The sequence below is a fragment of the Pseudomonas sp. Irchel s3h9 genome (assembly GCF_900187475.1).
GTDB classification, from domain to species: domain Bacteria; phylum Pseudomonadota; class Gammaproteobacteria; order Pseudomonadales; family Pseudomonadaceae; genus Aquipseudomonas; species Aquipseudomonas neuropathica.
In genome coordinates, this window is record NZ_FYDH01000005.1 from 289,122 (window position 1) to 309,164 (window position 20,043).

Genomic DNA, 20,043 nt, shown 5'->3' on the forward strand with positions numbered 1-20,043 from the left:
GCGGGCCGATTACTTCTCGGCGCGCTCTTTCAAAGCTTTGAGGGTGTTGAACGGAGCATCGACGACAAATTTGTTGGCAACCATTGCCGGCACGCTGCCACCTGGTTCGGTGTGCACTTGATAAGTGACTTCAACCTGGTCGCCCTTCGGTACGAACTTCCAGAAGCCTTTGACCTGCTGCACGCGGACAAAGCCTTTTTCTTCAGGAACGTACGTCGGCAGACCTTTGAGGTTGCGGGTCAAGCTGCCGTCGGCGCCTTCGACGGTGGTGACTTCGATCACCGAGTCACGCGGGGTGACTGGCCAAGGGGTGTTGAACTGGGTGTAGGTCCAGCTCTGATCGCCCTCGTGCTTGAGCAGTTTCTGGGTCTTGCACTCGTGAATCCAGGCGCAGGCGCCAGCGACGTCTTCCTGCAGTGCGCGCAATTTGGCGACGGTGGTTTTCATCAGCGCAACGCCCTGGTAGGACTTGTAGTCCGAACCTGGCACTTCACTCAGGGACACCTTGATACCGTCCTCGTTCTTGGCGACTTTCCAGTCTTCAGCCTGAGCGACGGAGGTGGCCAGCACAGCGGTCAAACCACACAACACAGCGATACGATGCAGCGAACCCATAGTCTTATTCCTTATTGTTGAAGTTCCGTTCGTTTGACACATCACGCCGCCGTCATCTGCTCCCACCAGCCAATCAACCTGATCGCTTCTTCCGAGCTGCTGCCACAGACTTCGACATCCGCCGCGAAGCCGGAACAGACTGCCGGGCGCTCGGGGCGGCCGAAAATGCTGCACAGGTTTTCGACCGAGAGTTGCACGCAACGTTCGCCGGCAGGTTTGCCATCAGGCATGCCGGGAATTGGCGAACTGATGGAAGGGGCAATGCAGCAAGCGCCACAGCCTTCACGGCATTTCATGACGAACAATTCCTCGCGACGGGCGATGTGTAAAAGGGACGCGGAACAGAGTAACCGCTAAAACGGCTGTTTCAAATTCCCGGAACCGGGGTTTTCACCGATAACTGAATGTGACTGACCAGTCTCCGACAAAGCGTCTGGTCTGCGGGTCACAGATGAGCTGAGTTTACTGCTTGAATTCAAAGTCCAGCGCCGCACCTTCGACTTCACGGCGCTCTTCATTGCGCAGTTGCAACTGCATTTCGTTGCTGAGCAAGCGGCCGTTGAGCTGGAATCCGTTGTTTTTCTCGCCAAACATCTGCGGCAGGATCGGCTCGCGCTTGGGCAATTCAACCGTGCCCTTGGGCTTCAATTCCTCGACCATGTCCTTGGGCAGGCTCAAATCGAGTTTGGCCGACGGCAACTTGGTTTTTACCACTTCACTGGCGGGTTTCGATTTCGAGGCGACTGGCTTGCGCTTCTTGATGACTTTTTGCTGAGGTTTCTTCGCGGGAGTTGCCTTCTGCGCTGGCGTGTATTTTTTTGCCGGGCTCGTCGCCGCCGGTTTTTCCTGAGCCGCAGCGGCCACGACGCCAGGCGCATGACCGATCATCAGCAAACCCAGCAAAACCCAAGCGGCAGGAGCAATCGCTTTCATGAACCCAACAGTGGCAAACGGCAGATAGCCATATGCTCGCTTGTTGGGCGCCACAAGACAAGCATCACCCACCGCTCGTTCAGAATCCGCCAGCGGTTTCCTGACACAGTTGCGTCGCCAGCAACCCAAGGGTCATCAACGCCCGCTCCGCCTCGCGGTTCCACGGAATCCCGCAGTTCAGGCGGATACAGTGGTTGAACTGCTCGGTATTACTGAAGATCAGTCCCGGCGCAATGCTGATGCCCTGCTGCAGGGCGCGCACATGCAATTCCTGAGTATTCACCCTACCCGGCAAGCTCACCCAGAGGATGAAACCGCCCGTAGGCCGGGTCATTTGCGTACCCTCGGGGAAGTACTGCTGCACCGCCAACTGGAAGGCACTGAGGTTTTTTCGGTATTCCTGGCGGATGTACCGTAAATGCCGGTCATAACCGCCGTTTTCCAGATAAGCGGCAATCGCCATCTGCGTCACGCTGCACGCCGAATGGGTGCTGAAGGTCTGCAGTCGCTGGATTTCCTGCTGGTACTTGCCAGCGATCATCCAGCCGATGCGCACACCGGGTGACAAGGTTTTGGAGAAGCTCGAACAGTAGATCACCCGATCCAGTCGGTCATAAGCCTTGAGCGCTTTGGTTTTGCCCTGCTCGAACATCAACTCGCCATAGATGTCGTCTTCGACAATCTGGATGTCGAAGTCCGAGGCCAGACGCAGCAACTGTTTCTGCCGCTCTTCGGGCATGGTGCCGCCCAGTGGATTGCTCAGGCGCGTGGTCAGCACCAGCGCTTTGATCGACCACTGGTTGGCCGCCAGTTGCAAGGCTTCGAGGCTCATGCCGGTGGCAGGATCGCTGGGGATTTCGATGACTTTCAGGCCGAGCAGATCGGCCAGTTGCAGCAAACCGTAATAGGTCGGCGACTCGGCAGCGATCAGATCGCCCGGACGGGTCAGCACACGCAACGACATCTGCAGAGCATCGACGCAACCGTGGGTGATCACGACTTCCGACGGATCGACCACTACACCGGCATCACGCATGCGGATCGCCACTTGCCGGCGCAGCGGTTCGAAACCGGGGCTGAACATGTAGCTGAAGGCGCGTGGGCTATGAAAACGCGTGACCTTGGCCAGTTGCTGATGCAAGGCGCGCACCGGCAAGTAATCGACACTTGGCACGGCAGCGCCGAGCGGGAACACACCTTCACGGCGTGATTCGACCAGCACCTGTTGAATGATGCTGCTGCGAGTGACCAGACCGGGACGTTCAACCCGCGCAATGTCCGGTGTCGGTGCAGTCAGCGCAGGCGTTTGGTGTACGTAATATCCGGACTGCGGACGTGCGCGAATCAGCCCCTGATCTTCGAGATTGGCGTAGGCCTGCAACACCGTCGCATGGCTGACGTTGAGCTGCGAACTCATCTTGCGTACCGAAGGCACGCGCTCCCCCGGTTGATAGACCCCACGGCGGATGTCTTCGGCCAGTTGCTGAGCAATACGTTGGTAGAGCAAGAGATTGGTCATGACGCAGCACTCGATTTCACGGGCATTTTATTCTTGTGTGAAACAATACCGGAACAGTTTAGAAGTGTACTGGGACAGTTGCCACATTACTCGACCATACAGTGCGGTGTCTGCCCCCTACTGTACGGATTGCGAGCCAATCGACAGACGTAAAAAAGCCCGGCACTGCATGACAGCCCGGGCTTTCCAGAGACGCAACCCTTAACGGGCGGCGCCGAGCTGGCCTTTTTCATCGGAGAAGACAATTTCAACCCGACGATTCTGTGCCCGCCCACGCTCGGAAGCGTTGGCGTCCACCGGGTATTCGTCGCCGTAGCCTTCGACCTGAATGCGTTTGTCGTCGATGCCCAGGTCCATCAGCACGTCCGCCACCGATTGCGCGCGGTCACGGGACAGCTTGAGGTTCTCCTGTTTGCCGCCGGTGCTGTCGGTGTAGCCCTCGATGCGCACTACACGTTTGGGGTTCAGTTGCAGGAACTGGACGATTTTCAGCACAACACGGTTGGCCGAGTTTTTCAGCTCCGCTTCACCGGTGTCGAACAGCACATCGCCGAGGGTCATCACCAGACCACGGTCGGTCTGCGTGGTGGCCAGTGCTACGATCTGTTCTTCCAGCCATTTGCCCTGTTGCTGCACGCTGAGCAACTTCGATTCACGCAAGGCCAGTTGCAGGCGCTGACGCTCCAGCTCAAGTTTGGCTGCGCGCTCCTCATTGAGCACCTGATTGGTATGCTCGCGGGCGATTTCGCTGTAGCGCTGGCTCAGGTAGGCGTAGTGCACAACATCGGAACCGCTGCCCCAATAGGTCGACAGGCGATCGGCACGAGCCAGGGACTCACCAGCGCGGATCACGTCTTTCGGCGCGATGCGCAGCACGTTGGAGTCTTCCTTGACCTTCTGAAAGTCGGCGCTGGCTTCCTGCAGAGCGAATTCGCTGTGCTGACCGGCGCAGCCGTACAGGCTGACGCAACCGGCGAGGATCAGGCCGCCTACAACTTTCGACTTGAGGCTCATTGGGCATCTCCCAGTTGCTTGCGCAGACGGACGATGCGGGTGTTAAGCACATTCACCTGTTCTTGACTTTTTTGCGTCAGCACTTTGGCTTCGGCCAGACGTGCATCCAGCTCGGCCTGTTCGGAGCGCATGCGCGCATTCCGGTAGGACTGGTCAGCCATGTTGCCTTTGGCGCGGTTGTACTTGGTTTCGGCCAGTTTCATTTCCGGCACTTCATCGGCGGTGGCGCCAACAGCCTTGGCCTGGGTGATGGCTTGCTCGGTCAGGCGCATTTGTTCATTGGGTGCCGGATCGGTCGCGCAACCGGCCAGGGCCAGAACGGCCACAGCCGCGAAAAGAGGTCGAATACTCACTAAGAATCCCTACTGTTTTGGGGCACTGACAGGTTGTGGCGGCTGTTGCTGCTGCGCCTTCCAGCGCTCGATATTGCGTTGCAGCGCGGCTTCCGTCAGTCCGGACGCGGGCAATTCTGTCATCTTTTTGGCCAACTGTCCGCGCAACCACGGATCGTTGCATGCCGAGTTATGCGAAACCGCGAGGAACAGCCCCGGCCGGTCGACCGGTTGCTCGAACACCAACAGGTCATTGGCCATACCCAATGCCTGCGCGGCGGCCATGCCCGAGTATCGGCCGGCGAGTACATATTCCACTTCGCCCAAGAGCAGTTTCTGTAGCGCCTGAGTGAGGTTGGCTGTCCGGGTCAGGGTCAGATTCTGCTCGGCGAAAGTGCCAAATGCCTGGGTCATACGAGACTTTTCCGACAACGCACCGACGTGACCGTGCAGGTCTTTGGCCTCGCTGTAGACCAGCGTCGAGCCTTTGCGGGTCCACACCAGATAGTCGTTTTCCAGCAACGGCGGATGGATGTAGTCGAGGTTTTCCAGCTCATTGAGGGTCAGCGGCGCGTCGGCGAGCATGTCCATGCGCCCGCTGCGCACTTCATCGAGGGCTTGCGAACGTTTGCCGGCGTAGAGCAATTCGACTTTGATGCCGAGGTCTTTGGCGACTTGTTGCAGCAGATCAGCGCTGGCACCGATCAACTGCTTGGGATTCTGCGGGTCCTGCCACAGGTACGGCGGCGCATCCGGGCTACCGGTGACGACGAGGCGCTCGCATTTGCCAGCGGCCATAGCCAACCCTGGCAACAGGGCCAACCCCAACAACCATCCGCAGCGCAGATCCATGGCAACACACTCCCACTCAAATCCGAGACAAAAAAAGCCCGACCAAAAGGTCGGGCTCTTTATAAGTGAAGCCGCTGGATTAGACCAGCTTCTCCAGCTCAGGGACGGCTTCGAACAGATCAGCCACGAGACCGTAATCGGCCACCTGGAAGATCGGCGCTTCTTCGTCCTTGTTGATCGCAACGATCACTTTGGAGTCTTTCATACCGGCCAAGTGCTGGATCGCGCCGGAGATACCGACGGCAATGTACAGCTGTGGCGCAACAATCTTGCCGGTCTGACCGACCTGCATGTCGTTCGGTACGAAACCTGCGTCGACCGCGGCGCGCGAAGCACCGACAGCAGCGCCCAGCTTGTCGGCCAGAGCGTACAGGTGTTTGAAGTTGTCGCCGTTCTGCATGCCGCGGCCGCCGGAAACGACGATCTTGGCAGCGGTCAGCTCAGGACGATCGGACTTGGCCAGTTCTTCGTTGACGAAGCTGGAAGTGCCCGCGTTGTGCGCAGCAGCAACTGCTTCAACGGCAGCCGAACCACCTTCAGCGGCAACCGGGTCGAAACCGGTAGCACGTACAGTGATCACTTTGATCGCAGCGGTCGACTGCACGGTAGCGATAGCGTTACCGGCGTAGATCGGACGCTTGAACGTGTCAGCGCTTTCGACCGAGATGATCTCGGAGATCTGGTCAACGTCCAGCTGCGCGGCAACGCGCGGCAGGATGTTTTTACCGTTGGAGGTCGCGGCAGCCAGGATGTGGCTGTAGCCAGCGCCCAGCTCTGCAACCAATGGCGCAACGTTTTCCGGCAGCTGATGCGCGTAAGCGGCATTGTCAGCGTTGAGGACTTTGCTCACGCCAGCGATTTTCGCAGCGGCTTCAGCCACGGCGCCAGCGCCTTGACCTGCAACCAGAACGTGGACGTCGCCGCCGATTTTGACCGCAGCAGCCACGGTGTTCAGTGTGGCCGGGGCCAGCACTTTGTTGTCGTGTTCAGCAATAACCAAGATAGTCATTTAGATTACCTTCGCTTCGTTTTTCAGTTTCTCGACCAATTCAGCTACCGACTTAACCTTGATGCCCGCGCTGCGTGCAGCCGGCGCTTCGACTTTCAGGGTCTTGTTGGTGGAGGCGGTGGAAACGCCCAAAGCGTCCGGAGTCAGCACTTCGAGAGGCTTCTTCTTGGCTTTCATGATGTTTGGCAGGGACGCGTAGCGCGGCTCGTTCAAACGCAGGTCGGTGGTGACGATGGCCGGCAGTTTCAGGGAAACCGTCTGCGCGCCGCCGTCGATTTCACGAGTCACGGCAACGCTGTCGCCGGAGACTTCGACTTTCGAGGCGAACGTGCCCTGACCGTAGCCGCTCAATGCAGCGAGCATCTGGCCGGTCTGGTTGTTGTCGCTGTCGATGGCCTGCTTGCCGAGGATCACCAGCTGCGGCTGTTCCTTGTCGACCACAGCCTTGAGCAGCTTGGCCACGGCGAGCGAGGTCAGATCTTCAGTGGATTCGACGAGGATGGCACGGTCGGCACCCAGAGCCAGTGCGGTACGCAGTTGCTCCTGAGCGGTGGTCGGGCCGATGGAGACGACGACGATTTCAGTCGCAACACCTTTCTCTTTCAGGCGTACGGCTTCTTCCACTGCGATTTCGCAGAACGGGTTCATCGACATCTTGACGTTGGCGAGATCGACGCCGGAATTGTCCGCCTTGACGCGAACCTTGACGTTGTAATCCACAACGCGTTTGACAGCTACAAGAACCTTCATGGATTCCTCGTTACTCTCCGGTGAAAAGAAAGTCGCCTAGGCGAACCTGGCGGTTGATGCTCATCAGGCTAAAGGGCACCTCTAAAAACGCCGACTCGGGTGTCAGGTGGCTGCACGGTGGAGGACCTGCGACCGTTCGTCAGGGGTGACCGACGGGTCATTGATCTTCACGCTGTGTAAACTGCGCGCCGGACCTGCGCTGCGCATCACCTTCTACTGCCTGTGCCCTGTCTTTAGACGTGCTCTTGAAACCGCCAGTCTGCCTACGACGAGCGCAAAACCGCCCGTATCTTGACCGGAACGCCTATTCCGGTCAATACAGCAAAATGACCATTCATAAGCCGCGCTTCTTTGATTTCTCTGGGCTGGAGCCAATTCAAACAAACGTTTGTATTGGACGCTCGGAGTGGTGTAGATATAATGCGCCGCCTAGAGAGAAAGGTCGGACTCCAATATTCCCCTTGACGTTAACGTAAAGGAATAGCGGATGCGACATCAAACCTCCAAATTAGAAAAAAAACTGTTGAGCCTTGAGTAGGAGATAGCCTGTGGAACGCGAATACATGGAATTCGACGTGGTCATCGTCGGTGCCGGCCCCGCTGGCCTGTCCGCCGCCTGCCGTCTGAAGCAGAAGGCCGCCGAAGCCGGTAAGGAAATCAGCGTCTGCGTGGTCGAAAAAGGCTCCGAAGTCGGCGCACACATCCTGTCCGGTGCCGTGTTCGAACCACGCGCTCTGAATGAACTGTTCCCGGACTGGAAAGAACTCGGCGCCCCGCTGAACACGCCAGTGACCCGCGACGATATTTTCGTACTGAAAAACGCCGACAGCGCGCAGAAAATTCCTGACTTCTTTGTGCCCAAGACCATGCACAACGAAGGCAACTACATTATCTCCCTCGGCAACCTGTGCCGCTGGCTCGCCCAGCAGGCCGAGAACCTCGGCGTGGAAATCTACCCGGGTTTCGCCGCTCAGGAAGCACTGATCGACGAACAAGGCGTAGTGCGCGGGATCATCACTGGTGATCTGGGCGTCGACCGCGAAGGCAACCCGAAAGAAGGCCTGTACACCCCGGGCATGGAACTGCGTGGCAAGTACACGCTGTTCGCCGAAGGCTGCCGTGGCCACATCGGCAAGCAACTGATCAAGCGCTACAACCTCGACAGCGATGCCGACGCCCAGCACTACGGCATCGGCCTGAAAGAAATCTGGGAAATCGACCCGGCCAAACATCAGCCAGGCTTGGTGGTGCACACCGCTGGTTGGCCGCTGGACATCATGGGCACCGAAAACACCGGCGGCTCGTTCCTCTATCACCTGGAAAACAACCAGGTGGTGGTTGGTCTGATCGTTGACCTGTCCTACAGCAACACTTACCTGTCGCCGTTCGACGAGTTCCAGCGCCTCAAGCATCACCCGGTGCTGGCCCAGTATCTGGAAGGTGGCAAGCGCATCAGTTACGGCGCTCGCGCGATTTGCAAAGGTGGCCTGAACTCGCTGCCGAAAATGGTCTTCAAGGGCGGCGCGCTGATCGGTTGCGACCTCGGCACCCTGAACTTCGCCAAGATCAAGGGCAGCCATACTGCGATGAAGTCCGGCATGCTCGCCGCAGAATCCGTGGCTGACGCGCTGTTCGCAGAAAAGGACGGCACTGAAGAGCTGACCACTTACGTCGACGCGTTCAAGAAGAGCTGGCTCTACGACGAACTGTTCGCCAGCCGCAACTTCGGCCCGGCGATCCACAAGTTCGGCGCCATCGTTGGCGGCGGTTTCAACTGGCTGGATCAGAACATCTTCGGCGGCAAACTGCCGTTCACCCTGCACGACACCAAGCCGGATTACGCTTGCCTCAAGCTAGCGGCGGACTGCAAGAAGATCGACTATCCGAAGCCGGACGGCAAACTCAGCTTCGACAAGCTCAGCTCGGTGTTCATCTCCGGTACCAACCACGAAGAAGAACAACCTTGCCACCTGAAGCTGACCGACCCGAGCATCCCGATCAGTAAGAACTTGCCGCTGTACGACGAACCGGCGCAGCGCTACTGCCCGGCCGGCGTGTACGAAGTGATCACCAAGGAAGACGGCGAGAAGCGCTTCCAGATCAACGCCCAGAACTGCGTGCACTGCAAGACCTGTGACATCAAGGACCCTTCGCAGAACATCACCTGGGTCACGCCGGAAGGCGCTGGCGGCCCGACTTACCCGAACATGTAAGTCGAACCGCTGAACATCAAGGCTCCCGAATCGGGGGCCTTTTTGTTGCCCAAAATTTACTGCATCACTTGACTCCCTGTGGGAGCTGGCTTGCCAGCGATGGCGGTGGATCAGGTGACATCTATGTTGAATGTGCCGGCCTCATCGCTGGCAAGCCAGCTCCCACAGGGATTGTGAAAATCCTCAGGCAGCGCGCTCGTCACCCGGGCTGCGCTCGAAATAGCGCTTATATTCACGGCTGAACTGCGACGTACTCTGATACCCCACCCGATGCGCCACCTGCGCCACACCCAGGCCTTCGGCGACCAACAACGTCTGCGCCTTCAGTAACCTCAGGCGCTTCAGATACTGCACCGGCGACAACAACGTGCTGCGTTTGAAATGCTCATGAAAGGTCGACACGCTCATGTTCGCGCAACCGGCCAGCGTTTCAACGTTCAACGGCTCGGTGTAATGCGCATGCAGATGACTGATCGACGCCGCCACCCGCGCGAATTGCCCTTGCTGCTCGACCAATGCCCGCAACACATCCGCCTGCGGCCCGCGCAACGCGGTGAACAACAATTCACGCACCCGAGCCGGCCCAAGAATCTGGCATTCCAGCGGATCGTGCAGGCAACTCAGCAAGCGCTCGACGCAACCGCGCATGGCATCGTCGAGTACCACTGAGGTCATCGACTCCGGGGTCTGCGCCGGGATATGCCGGCCCGGCGCCAGCCCCATGGCCAGCACCAGCTCACCGAGCAACACCCGATCAATCGCCACCGAAACACCGAGCAACGGCGCATCCGGCAAGGCAAACGTCTCGCATTCGAACGGCACCGGCAGCGCCTGAATCAGATAGTGCCCGGCGCCGTACTCCATGGTGCGCGGCCCGAGAAACGCCAGTTTGCTGCCCTGGGCGATGATCATCAGGCTCGGTTCGTAAATGTGCGGGCCACGGGCAACGTCGCAACTGGCGCGCAACACTTGCACACCGGGCAACCCGGTCGGGGAATAACCATCGCGCAGCGCCAGCGGCTCGATCAGCGAAACCAGCCGCGCATTGGCATCAAGATGACGGGTCAACTGCATCGAATTGCTCTTCACAAAAAATCACGAAAATAAGGGATGAAAGCATCATCGCAGATCCTTTTGCCAATGCGACCGATCAAACCCGCATGCCGGAGGATTAGGCATGAGACCCGGAGGAATCGTCATGGCCGGACCGACAGTCGACGCCCAAAATGCGCCGCCTCACTTGTTCCTGCTTTTGCGAGGTTTCACATGTACACCGCCATCGGCTATGCCGCCCAATCGGCCACCACCCCCCTCGCCCCGATGAAATTCGAACGCCGCAGCCCGCGCGCCGATGACGTCGCGATCGAAATCCTTTACTGCGGCGTCTGCCACTCCGATATCCACCAGGCGCGCAACGAATGGGGTATCGCCGTTTACCCGCTGATGCCCGGCCACGAGATCGTCGGAAAAGTCACCGCGATCGGTGCGAATGTCACTCAACACAAGGTAGGCGACCTGGTCGGGGTTGGCTGCATGGTCGACTCGTGCCGCACCTGCGAAGCGTGCCAATCGAACCTTGAGCAATACTGCCTCGAAGGCCCGACCATGACCTACGCCACCCCGGATCGGGTCGATGGCAGCAACACCATGGGCGGTTATTCCGACAGCATCGTCGTCAGCGAGCACTTCGTCGTGCGCATCCCGGAAAAACTGGCGTTAGCCAGCGCCGCGCCAATCCTCTGCGCCGGTATCACCACCTACTCGCCGCTCAAGCACTACGGCGTGAAGGCTGGCGACAAGGTCGGGATTCTCGGCATGGGCGGTCTGGGCCACATGGGCATCAAGTTCGCCAAAGCCATGGGCGCCGAAGTGACGCTGTTCACCCGTTCGGCAAGCAAGGCTGAAGAAGGCCGCCGTCAGGGTGCCGATCATGTGATCGTCTCCACCGACGCCGAGCAGATGAAAGCGGCTGCCGGTTACTTCGACTTCCTGCTCGACACCATTCCGGTGCAGCACGATCTCAACCCGTACCTCGACACCCTGCGCTTCGACGGCGTGCACATTCTGGTCGGTCTGATCGAGCCGATTGATCCACCGGTACACGCCGGCAAACTAGTGATGAGCCGTCGCGTGCTGGCCGGCTCGTTGATCGGTGGCGTCGCAGAAACCCAGGAAGTCCTGGATTTCTGCGCCGAGCACAACATCACCTGCGACATCGAAATGCTCGACATCCGCCAGATCAACGAGGCTTACGCCCGGATGATTGCCGGTGACGTGAAGTACCGCTTCGTGATCGACATGGCGACGCTCAAGGTTTAAACCTTCAGGCCTAGCTCTGCCGACAGCCGGGCTGTGACCCCTTTGATCAGGGGAATCAGCTCGGCCATTTTTTCCAGCGGCATGTACGGCACGGTGCTGGCGATACTGATCGCCGCCACGATGCCCTTGCTCGCATCCCGAATCGGCGCCGCCACGCAGCGGATCGACGGTTCGTTGTCCTCCAGATCGAAGGCGTAGCCCCCGGCGACGTACTCGGTCATACGCTGCTCAAGCTGCTCCCACGACTGCTGAGGATGCTGCGGCCAGAACTGACTCTTCCCACCTGCCGGCAGACTGATGTCGTACAGACGTTGCCAATCTTTCGGTGAGTCATCGAGCATCAATGCCTTACCAATACCGGTGCGCGCCAGCGGCATGCGATGGCCGACCCGCGAACGCATTTCCGGGCCGTTGCGCCCCGGATTTTTCAGCAGATACAACACTTCATCGCCTTCGCGAATGCCCAAGTGCACGGTGTCACCAGTCAGCGCCGACAACTCGTCCAGATACGGCCCGGCCAGGCTCACCAGCGGCAACTCTTCACGCGCCTGGAAACCCAATTCGATCAGCTTCGGTCCGAGCAGATAACCGACTTGCGGCACCACGCGCAGGTAGCGCTCGTCGACCAGGCAACTGGCCAGTCGATGGGTGGTGCTGCGCGTGGTACCGATCAGCCGGGCAATCTCCTTGAGATCGCGGGCGCCACTGGCCACCGCTTGCACCACGCCGAGACCGCGCAATAGCGTCTGGGTGCCGGTGGGTGCGGCGTCCTTGGTTTTTTCCGGAGCGTCTTCCTGCATATCCAGCCTTTTACCGTTGAGCGAAGGAACGGGCGGCATTATGGTCGCCCGACGCAGACCACTACAACTCGATACGCTCGACCTTGCCGACCAGCAGCACGTAGGACAAAGCACCGATCAAGGCGAGAACCGCGATATAGGTGATCGCCGGGGCGAACGAATCGCCGCTGGCAAGGAAACCGATGACGATCGGCGTAGCAATTGCCGACAGGTTGCCGATGAAATTGAACACCCCGCCAGTCAGCCCCAACAACCGCGCTGGCGCTAACGTCGACACCAGTGACCAAGTGATCGAGGCCAAGCCGTTGCCGAAAAATGCCAACGCCAGAAAGGCAATCACCAGCGGCGTCGACTCAACGAAGTTGGCGCCGATGATCGAGGTGGAAATAAGCAGCCCGCCAATGATCGGCAACTTGCGCGCAAACCCGACGGTGTAGCCGCGACGAATCAAGAAGTCGGAAAAGAACCCCGAACACAGCACACCGATGAACGCGGCGAGAAACGGCAGCGACGCCAGCAGGCCGGACTTGATGAAGTCCATGCCGCGATATTTCACCAGATAGGTCGGGAACCACGTCAGGAAAAACCACAGCGTCGAGTTCAGGCAGAACTGGCCGAGGTAGATGCCCCACAATTTGCGCTTGGTCAGGACGATGCCCAAATCGGTCCAGCTGAATTTGGCTTTGACCTTGGCCGACTCTTGCTGAATATCAACTAGACCACCGCCCTCGCGGATCAGGTCGATTTCCGCTTCGTTCGCGCCTTTGAAATCCCGTGGCTCGCGATACACCGCGTACCAGATCGCCGCCCAGATAATGCCGACAGCGCCTGTTGCGACGAACACCATGTGCCAGCCGAATTCATGTTGCAGCCAGGCGAGCACCGGAGTGAGAAATGCCAGACCAACGAACTGTCCCGACGTGTAAAAACCAATCGCCGTGGCGCGTTCCCGCTCGGGAAACCACGTCGTGACCACACGGCTGTTGATCGGATAAGCCGGCGCTTCCAGCGCACCGACCGCCATGCGCAATACAAACAACGCGATGAAACTCGCAGCGAAACCGAGCATCACCGTAGCCACAGACCACAACAACAACGCGACGCTGTAAAGAATGCGCGGCGGCACGCGATCGACCAACCAGCCGCCGGGGATCTGCATCGCGGCGTAAGTCCAGCCGAACGCGGAGAAAATCAGACCGACGTGAATCGGATCGATGCCCAGCTCACTGGTCAGCGCCGGCGCAGCAATCGACAGGTTGCTGCGGTCGAGGTAGTTGATGACCACGGTGATAAACAGCAACACCATGATGAAAAAACGCTTACGGCTGGGCGTGACTAAAGACGCCTGCCCGGTGAGGGTTTGCGGTTGCATGGGGAGAGCCTCTTTTTATGTTTATTGAGGTCGGCCTGAGGCCTGATCGTTCCCACGCTCCGCGTGGGAATGCAGCCCGGGACGCTCTGCGTCCCAAAAGCGCACGCAGAGCGTCCATTGAGGCATTCCCACGCAGAGCGTGGGAACGATCTCATCGGGTGTGTCAGGGACGACTCACCACTCGGCAAAACTGCCATCGGCATGACGCCAGATCGGGTTGCGCCAGCGATGCCCGACCGCTGCGCGCTCGATCACATATTCTTCGTTGATCTCAATGCCCAACCCCGGGCCGTTCGGAATCTTCACAAAGCCTTTGTCGTAATCGAACACCCGCGGATCCTTCACATAGTCGAGCAAGTCGTTGCTCTCGTTGTAATGGATGCCCAGGCTCTGCTCCTGGATAAACGCGTTGTAACAAGCCGCGTCCAATTGCAAACACGCCGCCAGCGCAATCGGCCCCAACGGGCAGTGCAGCGCCAGTGCCACATCGTAGGCCTCGGCCATGTTGGCGATCTTGCGGGTTTCGGTGATGCCGCCCGCGTGGGAGGCATCCGGTTGGATGATGTCGACGTAACCTTCGCTCAACACGCGTTTAAAGTCCCAACGCGAAAACAGCCGCTCACCCAGAGCAATCGGCGTGCTGGTCAACGGCGCAAGCTCTTTCAGCGCTTCGTAGTTTTCGCTGAGTACCGGTTCTTCGATAAACATCAGTTTGTACGGGTCGAGTTCCTTCATCAGCACCTTGGCCATCGGCTTGTGCACGCGGCCATGGAAGTCGACGCCGATACCGACGTTCGGCCCGACCGCGTCACGTACGGCGGCGACGTTGGCCAGCGCCAGATCGACTTTCTCGAAGGTATCGAGGAATTGCAGTTCTTCGGTGCCGTTCATTTTCACCGCAGTAAAACCACGGCTCACCGCCTCTTTCGCCGCACGCGCGGTGTCCGCTGGACGGTCGCCGCCAATCCACGAATACACGCGAATCTTGTCACGCACCTGACCACCGAGCAGATCACTCACCGACACGCCAAGGGCCTTGCCCTTGATGTCCCACAACGCCTGATCGATACCCGCCAGCGCGCTCATGTGGATCGCACCGCCACGGTAGAAACCGCCGCGATAGAGCACAGTCCAGATGTCTTCGATGTTGCGTGGGTCTTTGCCGATCAGGTAGTCGGACAATTCTTCAACGGCAGCTGCGACGGTATGCGCGCGCCCTTCAACCACGGGTTCGCCCCAACCGGTCACGCCTTCGTCGGTTTCGACTTTGAGGAAACACCAACGCGGCGGGACGATAAAGGTGGTGAGTTTGGTGATTTTCATCTTTTTGTCTCTCTTGTAGATGCAGCGCACGCAGCGCCAAAAAGTCTTAGCGAAGGGCCTTCCACGCGGCCACGTAGGCCTTGGCATTCACCGCCACTTGCTCCGGGGTCATGCCCGGTTTGAACAGTCCGGAACCGAGGCCGAAACCTTTTACACCGGCATCGATAAACGCCTGCATATTGTCCGGGGTGATGCCGCCGACCGGCGCCAGTACCGTTCCCGTCGGCAACACTGCGAGCCAGGCTTTGACGACCGCCGGGCCCATTTGCTCGGCCGGGAACAACTTGAGAATGTCCGCGCCCTCCTCCAGTGCCGCGAAGGCCTCGGTCGGCGTGGCGACGCCCGGCGACAGAAACAGCCCCGCCGCTTTCGCCGCACGCAAGACCTTGGCGTCACTGTGCGGCATGACAATCACTTGGCCGCCGGCTTCTTTCACCAGCTCGACCTGTGCCGGGGTCAACACCGTGCCGGCACCGATCAGGCAATCGGCGGGCAGGGCCTTACGCAGGATGCGGATACTTTCGTACGGCGAAGGGGAATTGAGCGGTACTTCGATGACGCGAAATCCGGCCGCATACAGGACTTCTCCGACAGCGGCGGCTTCCTGCGGATGCAGTCCCCGCAGGATCGCGATCAGACCGTTTTGCGCCAATGCTTGCTTGAGCATGTCAGGCCTCCAGTCAGGGTTAACGGGATGAGGAATCGATCAGTCCGGCGGCCAGCGCCAGTTGCCACAGACCACGCTCGGTGGCCTGTTCGGCCAGCGTCACGTTGGCGAAACCGCAGGCAGCGAGGGCACGGCTGTAGCGCGTGCAGAGTTGCGCGTTGCCGATGAGGATGATCGAAGGGAGATTCGGGTTGTTGCGGCGACGCCGCTGAACCGTGGCGAGCGCCGCCAGTTCATGGCCGATCATCAGGCCGGACAGATAATCCGCCTGCGCGGTCGGGCTGAGTTCGCCGGTCAGGCCCAAGGTACGGGCACTGAACAACGTCGACAGCACGCCGAGTTCGCCGTCCGCCGACTGCGCAACCTGCACACCACGGTCAAACGCCAGAGCATCGAACGCCGCCCCCTGCTTCAGGGTACGGCCGAGAATGCTGTGTTCACTGAGCACGGCGAACACTTCGCCGGTCATGAACGTGTCGAAATGGGTGATGCAGCCATCGACGACGTCCACCCATTTCGAATGACTGCCCGGCAGACCGATCAACAGATCAACACCCGCCTCAATCGGCAGATTCTGCAGCACGCCGAGCACTTGGGTTTCTTCGCCGCGCATCACATTCGGCAGGCGCGAACGCTGAATCACACCCGGCACGATATGCACGCGGGTGCCGCGCAGGCTGACAATTGTTTGTAGGGAGTTTCCGAGATTGGCGACGTTCGCCGGCGTCTCGCAGTAGGCTGCTTCACGCCAGCCCTGTGCACTGCCGACCATGCCGCAAGCTATCACCGGTAGATTCGGCTGCGCATCGAGCCAGTCGCCGCACGCCTCGTCGAACGCCAGTTCAAAACCATCGGCGCATTCGCGACCGTTGATGACTCGCGGAGTCTTCGGCAGTTGCATGATCCCGGACGACAGCGCGCGCTGCTCCAGCACCACACCGTCCGCTGCGAGTTTGTAAGCACGTAATGAGGTCGTCCCCCAATCGAGCGCGATCAATTGCGCCAGCATCGCTTCACCTGTTTTGTTTTTGGCAGTGAGTGCGACGGACTATAGACCTCTCAGACGGGAAATCTCAATATGTAATTTTGCATCCCACATTATGGGATAAAGCAATCATTGCACGCGCTGCTGTTCAATGACGTGTACGAGGTCAGTTGCTGGAATCAGCATTGACTTCGAATAGTATCCCCCGAATGAGTAAGCTGAGGTAAACACTCTGCAAGAGACGGCGTTACGTTCATTTAATAATGCCAGCAGTTCTTCCACGCTCATGAAAACATTTGAAACGCCCTCATCCTCCTTTCTCACTGCGGACAATCTAGACGTATAAATATGGTCTAAACCAGACTTATCGGCGTCAACCTCAACAAGATTACCAACAAAATAATTAGTCAATTTATCGGAGTTTTCAAATTCAAGCTCTTTATCCAGAGAGCAAAACAATGTTTCACCCAACTGTGTTTCTCCCGTCGCATCCTTAAAAAAATTCAACACATCGGTCTTCGAACTAAAGCGAACACTCCAAGACAAACTATCGCCCCCTGTAGCGACAGAAATGAATTCAATCTCGGTATCAGGAAGAATCGGCCGCTTGGCACAAGAACTACATAGAAGCATCGTCAGCACAATAAATAGTCGTATCATTTTTTCGATTCCAAATATTGAGTCACTCGCTCATAAACTATATCGCACGCAGACTTTCCACTTTGAAGTTTGGAGGCGAACAGCATACCTGCTTGCCGGTGATTCGCACTGACCGCCTCATTTATATTCGGTCCAGATGTCATGATCCAGCGCTCTCCCAAACTGGCAACAGTATCTGAATCGTCTTTTTCCTTGGGGGATGCCAATATATTTATCCAGTAATCTGCCACGGGCTTTGGCGTCGTAAAATAGATATCAGAGAACATCCATACACCTGTACCACCGCCAACAGGATCGAGTGTTACCAACATCTTGACTGTATAACCTCGTTCTTTCAAAATCGAGGTCAAATGTGCACCATTCCACCCCCCAAGGCTATGACCAACAATCACAAGATAAACCGTCTTATCACCTTTTAACGGGCGTATTACATACTTCTCGATATCCTTCTCACCGCGAACATCCTTATAGCTTATATAAGGTAAATTAACGTCGAGCTTTTGTTCCGGAGACAGTCTGTTCGACAACTGATTCCACGCATTTTGCACGTTATGATGAGGAGGTTCATTCTGATAATACTCCTCTTTATCCCCAGCACCGCCAATAAAGAAAACGGCTACCTTTTTCACTTTGACAGTAACTTGCTTGACGCTCTGGTCAGTCTTGCAGGTCAACTCATGGCCAGCCACTTCAGTTTTGCAGTCTCTGAGTGCAGGATTTTCGACTTCCATTTCGATCACTCTACAAACAATTTAATAGTTTCAGCCAAGTGAGAACTCACCATATGGGTAAAGCCCTGCTCATTGGTGATGCCATGTTCTATGCGCCCATCACTTCGCTGGATCGCATACGGATGATCGGGGATAGGCTCGCCAGTCGCCTCGTTAACCACTTGCAACCTGTCCGTAAAATGCACCGGCATCGGCAACAGCCCACTAAACGCTGCCCCTCCGCCACTCTGGCCGATAATCACCGTCCCCGAGCCACCCACCACGACATTGCCGTGGCCTCCGGTGCTGTCGAGCGTGGCGGCATTCAAGCCGTTGATAAAAACGGTGCCGGAAACTGCCCCGGTAATCGGACTGCCGCACGCCGATTTATCGGTCATGCGCGCGGCGGCGAGGCCGTCGAAGAAGACGTTCGGCGAGCCGGAGGCAATCGGGTTGGTGCCATGGCCTGGCAATGGGCAGGCGGTCGGGTCGGTGACGCGTGCAGCGGGTTTACCACTCAATTCAAAGCTCCTTGCTTCAGGGGTTCCGGGTGCGGCTGATGAATATCGATGTCGGTCGCGGCGAAGCGCCAGCGGTTGTCGACGGGGTCGAACAGGGCGTGGCAATGTTCACGGCTGTCGGGGGGTGTAGCGAATTGCAGATGCTGCCAGGCTTCGTCTACCTGCCATGCCAGTTCAGCCGGCAAGGCGTCGTCGAGTTCGTTGAGCCAGGCGTTGTAGTTGCGCAGGTGATTACGCTCGTAAGTCGATTGCAGCAGTTCGGCCATTTGTGCGCCGAGGTCGAGATGATGCTGGGCCGTCCACTGGCCGATCTCGGAATAGACGTACCAGCCCATCGGCATCAACCCGCCGTCCTTGAGCAGCGAATGCCCGGCAGGGGCGACGAAACCACAGCAAATGTGCAGCATCAGCCAGCCTTGATGGGCGTCGATAAACGCCGTCGGATCGAAAGTGCGCAGCGGTATCACGCGGTAATCGGCGAGCCCGGCACTGCGCGTCATCAACTCAGCATCGAGGCGTGACACGAACGCACGAATGGCGCTGCCGCCCATGCGGTTTGTCATGCACAGAATGTCGACCGGTTGGCGCTGGGGGTTGTCGCTCGAGCCTGAGTTTTTCACTAGGCCATACAGACGCATTGACGCCCGTAGTCCGCTCATCGCCGGTCACTCGTTGACGCAGCGAAGGCTCCACGGGCGTGGAGAAGTTGTGCCAGAGGCATTGCAGGTGTCGTCCGTGAGCGCGCAAAAATGGCGCGTAGAATGCCGGACTAGAGCGCTGGCGACAATCGAATTACTGCCGGATTGCCATCATCGTGTTCAACCCTCGGCAAACTCACGCAAAACCTGGCCATCCATGCGGTAGCGCACCCACTCTTCCTGAGGTTGCGCGCCGAGGGATTTGTAGAATTCGATCGCCGGCGTGTTCCAGTCGAGCACGCTCCATTCGAAGCGGCCGCAGTCGTTGTCGCAGGCGATTTTTGCCAGGTGGCGCAACAGGGTTTTGCCGGCACCGCCGCCGCGTTGTTCGGGGGTGATGTAGAGGTCTTCGAGGTACAGGCAGTTGCTGCCGAGCCAGGTAGAGTAGCTGAAGAAGAACACCGCGAAACCGATTGGCAAACCGTCGCGTAGGCAGATCAGACCGTGGGCGGTGGCGCCTTCGCCGAACAGGCTGCGTTCGATGTCGGCGACGCTGGCGATGACTTCATGGCGAGCTTTTTCGAAATCGGCGAGTTCAGTGATGAAGGCGAGGATTTGCGGGGCATCGCTGGGGGTCGCCGGGCGGATTTCGATCGTCATGGACGGGCCTTGTCGGAAAAAGGAAAACGCCATACTAAGACGGTGCGCGGCGCTCGTCACATGGCAAAACACACACTACCCTGCGCAATGTTGCAAAAACAGCAGTCCCCTGTGGAAGCGAGCCTGCTCGCGAAAGCGTCCTTTCAGTCAC

The 20,043-nt window shown here is 58.3% G+C and carries 22 protein-coding genes; 2 read left to right on the top strand and 20 right to left on the bottom strand.

All coding sequences use genetic code 11. From position 1 onward, the window contains the following. Positions 1 to 9 precede the first annotated feature (9 nt). The 9 genes from CKW26_RS10860 to CKW26_RS10900 all read right to left on the bottom strand — a co-directional run bounded on the left by CKW26_RS10860 (position 10) and on the right by CKW26_RS10900 (position 7,024). Positions 10 to 615, bottom strand: coding sequence for an START domain-containing protein (locus tag CKW26_RS10860; RefSeq protein WP_095048585.1), 606 nt, complete (start codon positions 613 to 615; stop codon positions 10 to 12). Between the two features lie 41 nt (positions 616 to 656). Continuing rightward, complete coding sequence (locus CKW26_RS10865; RefSeq protein ID WP_007908349.1) at positions 657 to 911, bottom strand: YkgJ family cysteine cluster protein; 255 nt, start codon at positions 909 to 911, stop codon at positions 657 to 659. A 166-nt stretch (positions 912 to 1,077) separates the two neighbouring features. After that, a complete protein-coding gene (locus tag CKW26_RS10870; RefSeq protein ID WP_095048648.1) occupies positions 1,078 to 1,548 on the bottom strand; it encodes a translation initiation factor 2 in 471 nt (156 codons plus the stop codon). Positions 1,549 to 1,627: 79 nt separating this feature from the next. Next, positions 1,628 to 3,067, bottom strand: a complete 1,440-nt coding sequence (locus CKW26_RS10875) for a PLP-dependent aminotransferase family protein (protein WP_016985994.1) — start codon at positions 3,065 to 3,067, stop codon at positions 1,628 to 1,630. A 201-nt stretch (positions 3,068 to 3,268) separates the two neighbouring features. Then, positions 3,269 to 4,081 (bottom strand): OmpA family protein, encoded by an 813-nt coding sequence (locus tag CKW26_RS10880; protein WP_095048586.1) that lies wholly within the window; start codon positions 4,079 to 4,081, stop codon positions 3,269 to 3,271. Next, positions 4,078 to 4,434 carry a DUF4398 domain-containing protein gene (locus tag CKW26_RS10885; protein ID WP_093435356.1) on the bottom strand — a complete coding sequence of 119 codons (357 nt, stop codon included), beginning with the start codon at positions 4,432 to 4,434 and terminating at the stop codon, positions 4,078 to 4,080. Before CKW26_RS10885 ends, CKW26_RS10880 begins: the two co-directional genes overlap by 4 nt. Before the next feature lie 9 nt (positions 4,435 to 4,443). After that, the gene (locus CKW26_RS10890; protein ID WP_095048587.1) at positions 4,444 to 5,265 is read right to left on the bottom strand and encodes an ABC transporter substrate-binding protein; all 822 of its coding nucleotides are present in this window, start codon (positions 5,263 to 5,265) and stop codon (positions 4,444 to 4,446) included. A gap of 79 nt (positions 5,266 to 5,344) precedes the next feature. Further along, complete coding sequence (locus tag CKW26_RS10895; protein ID WP_093435361.1) at positions 5,345 to 6,274, bottom strand: electron transfer flavoprotein subunit alpha/FixB family protein; 930 nt, start codon at positions 6,272 to 6,274, stop codon at positions 5,345 to 5,347. Continuing rightward, positions 6,275 to 7,024 (bottom strand): electron transfer flavoprotein subunit beta/FixA family protein, encoded by a 750-nt coding sequence (locus tag CKW26_RS10900; protein ID WP_095048588.1) that lies wholly within the window; start codon positions 7,022 to 7,024, stop codon positions 6,275 to 6,277. A gap of 548 nt (positions 7,025 to 7,572) precedes the next feature. Between CKW26_RS10900 and CKW26_RS10905 the strand changes: the two genes are divergently transcribed. After that, positions 7,573 to 9,237, top strand: a complete 1,665-nt coding sequence (locus CKW26_RS10905; RefSeq protein WP_064120345.1) for an electron transfer flavoprotein-ubiquinone oxidoreductase — start codon at positions 7,573 to 7,575, stop codon at positions 9,235 to 9,237. Between the two features lie 183 nt (positions 9,238 to 9,420). Here CKW26_RS10905 and CKW26_RS10910 read toward each other — a convergent pair whose 3' ends face one another. Beyond that, complete coding sequence (locus tag CKW26_RS10910; RefSeq protein WP_007908334.1) at positions 9,421 to 10,311, bottom strand: AraC family transcriptional regulator; 891 nt, start codon at positions 10,309 to 10,311, stop codon at positions 9,421 to 9,423. A 192-nt stretch (positions 10,312 to 10,503) separates the two neighbouring features. Here CKW26_RS10910 and CKW26_RS10915 point away from each other — a divergent pair, with 192 nt between their 5' ends. Continuing rightward, positions 10,504 to 11,556 carry an NAD(P)-dependent alcohol dehydrogenase gene (locus CKW26_RS10915; RefSeq protein WP_007908332.1) on the top strand — a complete coding sequence of 351 codons (1,053 nt, stop codon included), beginning with the start codon at positions 10,504 to 10,506 and terminating at the stop codon, positions 11,554 to 11,556. On the opposite strand, the gene CKW26_RS10920 is transcribed toward CKW26_RS10915, so the two are convergent. From CKW26_RS10920 to CKW26_RS10965, 10 genes are all read right to left on the bottom strand, one after another. Continuing rightward, entirely contained in the window at positions 11,553 to 12,356 is an 804-nt protein-coding gene (locus CKW26_RS10920; protein ID WP_053122534.1) for an IclR family transcriptional regulator, read from the bottom strand. The genes CKW26_RS10915 and CKW26_RS10920 overlap by 4 nt on opposite strands. A 61-nt stretch (positions 12,357 to 12,417) precedes the next feature. Continuing rightward, positions 12,418 to 13,728, bottom strand: a complete 1,311-nt coding sequence (locus tag CKW26_RS10925; RefSeq protein WP_095048589.1) for an MFS transporter — start codon at positions 13,726 to 13,728, stop codon at positions 12,418 to 12,420. A 174-nt stretch (positions 13,729 to 13,902) separates the two neighbouring features. Beyond that, a complete protein-coding gene (dgoD, locus tag CKW26_RS10930) occupies positions 13,903 to 15,051 on the bottom strand; it encodes a galactonate dehydratase (protein ID WP_007908327.1) in 1,149 nt (382 codons plus the stop codon). Positions 15,052 to 15,097: 46 nt separating this feature from the next. Then, a complete protein-coding gene (locus CKW26_RS10935; protein WP_095048590.1) occupies positions 15,098 to 15,718 on the bottom strand; it encodes a 2-dehydro-3-deoxy-6-phosphogalactonate aldolase in 621 nt (206 codons plus the stop codon). 19 nt (positions 15,719 to 15,737) lie between these two features. Continuing rightward, entirely contained in the window at positions 15,738 to 16,727 is a 990-nt protein-coding gene (locus CKW26_RS10940) for a 2-dehydro-3-deoxygalactonokinase (RefSeq protein ID WP_095048591.1), read from the bottom strand. A gap of 105 nt (positions 16,728 to 16,832) precedes the next feature. Continuing rightward, positions 16,833 to 17,363: a hypothetical protein gene (locus CKW26_RS10945; protein ID WP_095048592.1), complete on the bottom strand. Its 531-nt coding sequence runs from the start codon at positions 17,361 to 17,363 to the stop codon at positions 16,833 to 16,835. Next, positions 17,360 to 18,094 (bottom strand): hypothetical protein, encoded by a 735-nt coding sequence (locus CKW26_RS10950; protein ID WP_077574055.1) that lies wholly within the window; start codon positions 18,092 to 18,094, stop codon positions 17,360 to 17,362. The genes CKW26_RS10945 and CKW26_RS10950 overlap by 4 nt, the downstream gene beginning before the upstream one ends. 5 nt (positions 18,095 to 18,099) lie before the next feature. Further along, a complete protein-coding gene (locus CKW26_RS10955) occupies positions 18,100 to 18,594 on the bottom strand; it encodes a PAAR domain-containing protein (RefSeq protein ID WP_095048593.1) in 495 nt (164 codons plus the stop codon). Continuing rightward, positions 18,591 to 19,253: a hypothetical protein gene (locus tag CKW26_RS10960; protein ID WP_095048594.1), complete on the bottom strand. Its 663-nt coding sequence runs from the start codon at positions 19,251 to 19,253 to the stop codon at positions 18,591 to 18,593. Before CKW26_RS10960 ends, CKW26_RS10955 begins: the two co-directional genes overlap by 4 nt. A 159-nt stretch (positions 19,254 to 19,412) precedes the next feature. Beyond that, positions 19,413 to 19,892, bottom strand: a complete 480-nt coding sequence (locus tag CKW26_RS10965; RefSeq protein ID WP_007908312.1) for a GNAT family N-acetyltransferase — start codon at positions 19,890 to 19,892, stop codon at positions 19,413 to 19,415. Positions 19,893 to 20,043: the final 151 nt, after the last annotated feature.